The sequence below is a fragment of the Pseudomonas sp. FH1 genome, assembly GCF_000510895.2.
Classification (GTDB): Bacteria; Pseudomonadota; Gammaproteobacteria; order Pseudomonadales; family Pseudomonadaceae; genus Aquipseudomonas; species Aquipseudomonas azotoformans_A.
Genome location: NZ_AOHM01000103.1, coordinates 1 through 4,080, shown reverse-complemented (window position 1 = coordinate 4,080; position 4,080 = coordinate 1). Strand labels below are relative to the sequence as shown.

Here is a 4,080-nt window from a genome sequence, read left to right as displayed (position 1 = left end):
ATGGCTCAGCAGTCGAAAAATAGCGGCCTACTTCAGACCATCCCTAGGGGGCTATAGATCGCCAGTCATCAGTAGCTCTCTCAGTATGCTGAGATTTTTCCTGATTTCAGCTTCTACCTTTCCAGAATAATCAAGTGCCTCAAGCGTATTCTTTGTTTGGTTCATTGCCTCTGCTATTATATCAATGGCAGTTTTTCTTGATGCTGCCATATTTTCTAGAGTCTGCTCCCCTGCATCTAGCATTGTTACGATATCTTGTTTGCTTAACTTATCATAATTCACGTTACGGAGTTGCTCTAGTATTAACTCTTGATCCGACATATATGATCCTCTTTATTATTATCGATTTGTTGTTTGTGATAATATTAATTATTTCATTGTTCCAGAAAAAAACAGCTGGGATAGTGTATCATAAAAAATATATTTCGAGCGAATGGGGAAAGTCGGTCGAGCCATACGCATAACCAATCCATGGCATTGGACGCACAGTATATCGTTACCGGTGGATAAATGAATTAACCGCTCAATCCACTAGGTTGCGACGACGCAATCAGTTCGTGGACGGTGCGGTTTATCTATTACCCCTCTAGATAAATGAGCAGGGACAAACTTCGCCACCCAAGATGGCACTTTTTCTACCGGCATGGGTTTCGCAATACCATAGCCTTGCGCTACATCACAACCTAGGTTCATCAGCAACACTCCGTGCTCAACCGTTTCCACCCCTTCAGCAATAACCTCGCGGTTAAACGATTTCGCTAGGCCGATGATCGCCTTAGTCAGCCCCAAGCTGTCTTTATCGATGAGTATGTCGCGTATAAAAGATTTGTCTATCTTGATTGACTGCGTGGGCAGTTGTTTAAGGTAGCTCAGCGATGAATACCCGGTTCCAAAGTCGTCCAACGAAAATGTCACACCCAGATCCTGGCAAGCAATGAGGCACTGAGTGACATGTGGTAAGTGTTCTATCACCACTGATTCGGTAATCTCAATATCCAACATCTGCGGCAAAACATTAGGGTGGCTGTCCAGCAAAAACTTTAGGGACTTTACAAAGTTTTCTTTTTTCAAATGTAATGCTGCAATGTTTACACTCACAGACCACGAATGACCCAAGTCCGCCCATTGTTCTATTTGACTGAGCGCCTGATCTATGACCCACTCGCCGATCTCCACGATCAGATCGCTCTGCTCAATCAACGGTATAAAATACTGCGGTAATATAAGTCCATCTCGCGGATGCTGCCAACGCAATAGTGCTTCAAAACCAATCACTGCCCCACTGCTCAAATTTATTTTTGGTTGATAATGCAAGCATAACTCACCATCATGTAACGCTTGGCGAACCCGTATTACGGTATCAAAAGCTGATTTATCCACCTTATCTTTTGATACATCAAACAAATGGAAACAGTTACGGCCACTTTGTTTGGCCTTATACATAGCCTGATCGGCATGACGTAGCAGTGTATCGGCATTCTCATTATCGTTTGGATAGAGCGTCACACCGATACTGGCGGAAATATTAATGCCTATCCCATCGATGATGTAGACGGCGGAAAGGGCAGCTAAAAGCCTCTGCAGGGCGCTTTCCAACACCTTGGGATCCCGCACACCCAAAATCAGCACGAACTCATCGCCTCCCAAACGGGCTACGGTATCTTCGATACGCATACTATGTTTCAGGCGATCAGCCACCGCCACTAACAGACGATCACCTATCTCGTGGCCATAGCGGTCGTTAATCTGCTTAAACCCATCGAGATCAAGCACGCCCACGGCAACCGTGCTGGGCTGGCTCTTTGCTTTGACAATAGCCTGATCAAGCGCTTTGGACAGCAAAAAACGATTTGGAAGACCCGTCAGCTCGTCGTGCTCAGCCTGCCATTGCAAGGTTTCCAGAAACTTCCGCTTTTCGGTCACATCGAAACGAATGGAAACGTATTTCTGCACCCGCTGGCTGGCATCATCGTACATGGGTACAATGGTGCTCTCTACCCAATACAGGCTGCCATCCTTTTTACGGTTGCAAATTTCACCTTTCCATACCTGCCCACGTGAAACTTTTTTCCACATATCAATAAAGAACTCAGGGGGATGCTGCCCTGAGTTTAGTATGCGGTGGTTTTGCCCAATCAACTCCTGTGCGCTATAGCCAGAAATATCACAGAACTGTTCATTGACATAGGTGATTATTCCGGATTTATCGGTTTCCGAGAAAATAGCTGCCGCATCCACCGCTGCACGGTATCTTGCACTCATATATAAACCTAATTCACCAAAATAGTCATAAGGTCACTACCTGTTGAACCGTTCAACCAACGAGTTTAAACCACGGGATGTACTTTCAAGTTCGCGGCCACGAATCACGGCGGAGTTAGCATTCTTCGCTGTTCTCTCAACCGTTCCCGCTACGTTATTAATCTGCCGAGCAATATCTTCAGCGACACTAGCCTGCTCTTCTGAAGCGGCTGCCATTTGCTGGCTCATACCACTGATCCGTTCAACAGCATCGCGAATGCCTTGGAGAGCACACTGCGCCTCTATAACTTGCTGTACACCGTGGTCGGCCTCGCGAATACCGAGTTTGGCAATGCTCACAGCCTCATCTGCGCCTTTTTTAAGGGTTTCAATGACGTTTTGAATTTGTTGAGTCGATACGCGGGTTTTAGCGGCCAAGGCCCGGACTTCATCAGCTACTACCGCAAAACCACGACCCTGCTCACCAGCCCTAGCCGCTTCAATTGCAGCGTTGAGAGCGAGTAGGTTGGTTTGATCAGCAATGGCTTGAATCACCCCCGCAGCAGCCATAATTTGCTGGGTTTCATTGGCAAGGTAATCCACAGCAGTGCTGATATTCGTGACGGTACTGGCCAGCAACTGAATGGCCTCACGGGAAGTACCGGCGACTTTATCACCTTGTTCAGCCAGTTCATTTGCTGCTTGCGCTTCCATGGCGGTTTTTTGAACATGCCCTGCCACTTCGTTGATTGAGGCCGCCATCTCCGTCATGGCGGCTGCCGTCATGTCCGTTTCCGCTCGCTGCTCCAGCAAGGCATTTTCAGTTTGGTTCGAGAGTAAGGAGGAATGCGCAGCGGCTTCAGCCACTTGGCTGGCCAGATCGCTTAGCCGAGTCAGTGCGGTTTTAAGGCGTGCATCCTCACTAATCAATATCATTTCCAACTGCGCTGAAGGGCCATACGTATCGCTGTAAGTGATGGCGCTAATCGGATCTGAAAAAGCGTCAGGGGCGCATTTCATGATATGACTCAACTGATGTTCCAGCCGCGTATAGGACCACCATCCTGTAACGAGAAAGAGCACGGCAGTTACCGCTTGTGCTGCCAGGCTTGGCAGCACGCTAGCCGCACCTATTGCCAACGCAGCCGCAGTTGCAGGTAAGACCATCCTCCTCATGAATGCCGCATAATGACGATTTTGGGGAATGGAATTTTTACCTGCACGCAACCGGTCATACAGCTTTTGTGCGCGATCAATTTGCTCCCGAGTCGGCTTGACTCTAACGGACTCGTAGCCTGTTAAGCGGCCATCTTCGAGAATAGGTGTCACATACGCACTGACCCAATAGAAGTCACCATTCTTGCAGCGATTCTTGATGATACCCATCCAGCTTTTGCCAGCCTTCAGATAGCCCCACATCAGCCCGAAAACAGCTGGAGGCATGTCGGGATGACGAACCAAATTGTGCGGACTGCCCAACAACTCTTCACGAGAATAGCCACTTATTCTCATAAACCCGTCATTCACATAGGAAATATTCCCATTCGTATCCGTAGCAGAGATCAATCGCTGCTGGATTGGAAATATTTGTTCAACGGTTGTGACAGGCAGGTTCGAGCGCAAGATGAGTCTCCATGAGCAATAATGGCATTATGCCATAAGGCGTGACTAACGGGTCATGCGAAATAAAGGGAAATCACAGAGCACTGAGATGTTTGTACGCTAAGCCATGGTTCTCAGCTGCAACCATTATCTGACACTGGTGACTTCGGTTGAAGTCCCCCTGCCAGTGCGAATTAGGTTTTGTACGAAAAGTCGTTGTGGCTAAAATTGCCGCCA

At 47.8% G+C, this 4,080-nt stretch carries 3 protein-coding genes; all 3 read right to left on the bottom strand.

Annotated features, from left to right (window positions below; all coding sequences use genetic code 11):
* Positions 1–51: 51 nt before the first annotated feature.
* Positions 52–321: a hypothetical protein gene (locus H096_RS24775; protein WP_003253606.1), complete on the bottom strand. Its 270-nt coding sequence runs from the start codon at positions 319–321 to the stop codon at positions 52–54.
* A 210-nt stretch (positions 322–531) separates the two neighbouring features.
* Positions 532–2,262, bottom strand: coding sequence for an EAL domain-containing protein (locus tag H096_RS24770; protein ID WP_033901968.1), 1,731 nt, complete (start codon positions 2,260–2,262; stop codon positions 532–534).
* A gap of 36 nt (positions 2,263–2,298) precedes the next feature.
* Positions 2,299–3,864, bottom strand: coding sequence for a PAS domain-containing methyl-accepting chemotaxis protein (locus H096_RS24765; RefSeq protein ID WP_033901967.1), 1,566 nt, complete (start codon positions 3,862–3,864; stop codon positions 2,299–2,301).
* Positions 3,865–4,080 lie beyond the last annotated feature (216 nt).

Bases quoted from the DNA above. Each gene is read 5' to 3' on its own strand.
- H096_RS24775 (WP_003253606.1), bottom strand. From the start codon at position 321: ATGTCGGATCAAGAGTTAATACTAGAGCAACTCCGTAACGTGAATTAT.
- H096_RS24770 (WP_033901968.1), bottom strand. From the start codon at position 2,262: ATGAGTGCAAGATACCGTGCAGCGGTGGATGCGGCAGCTATTTTCTCG.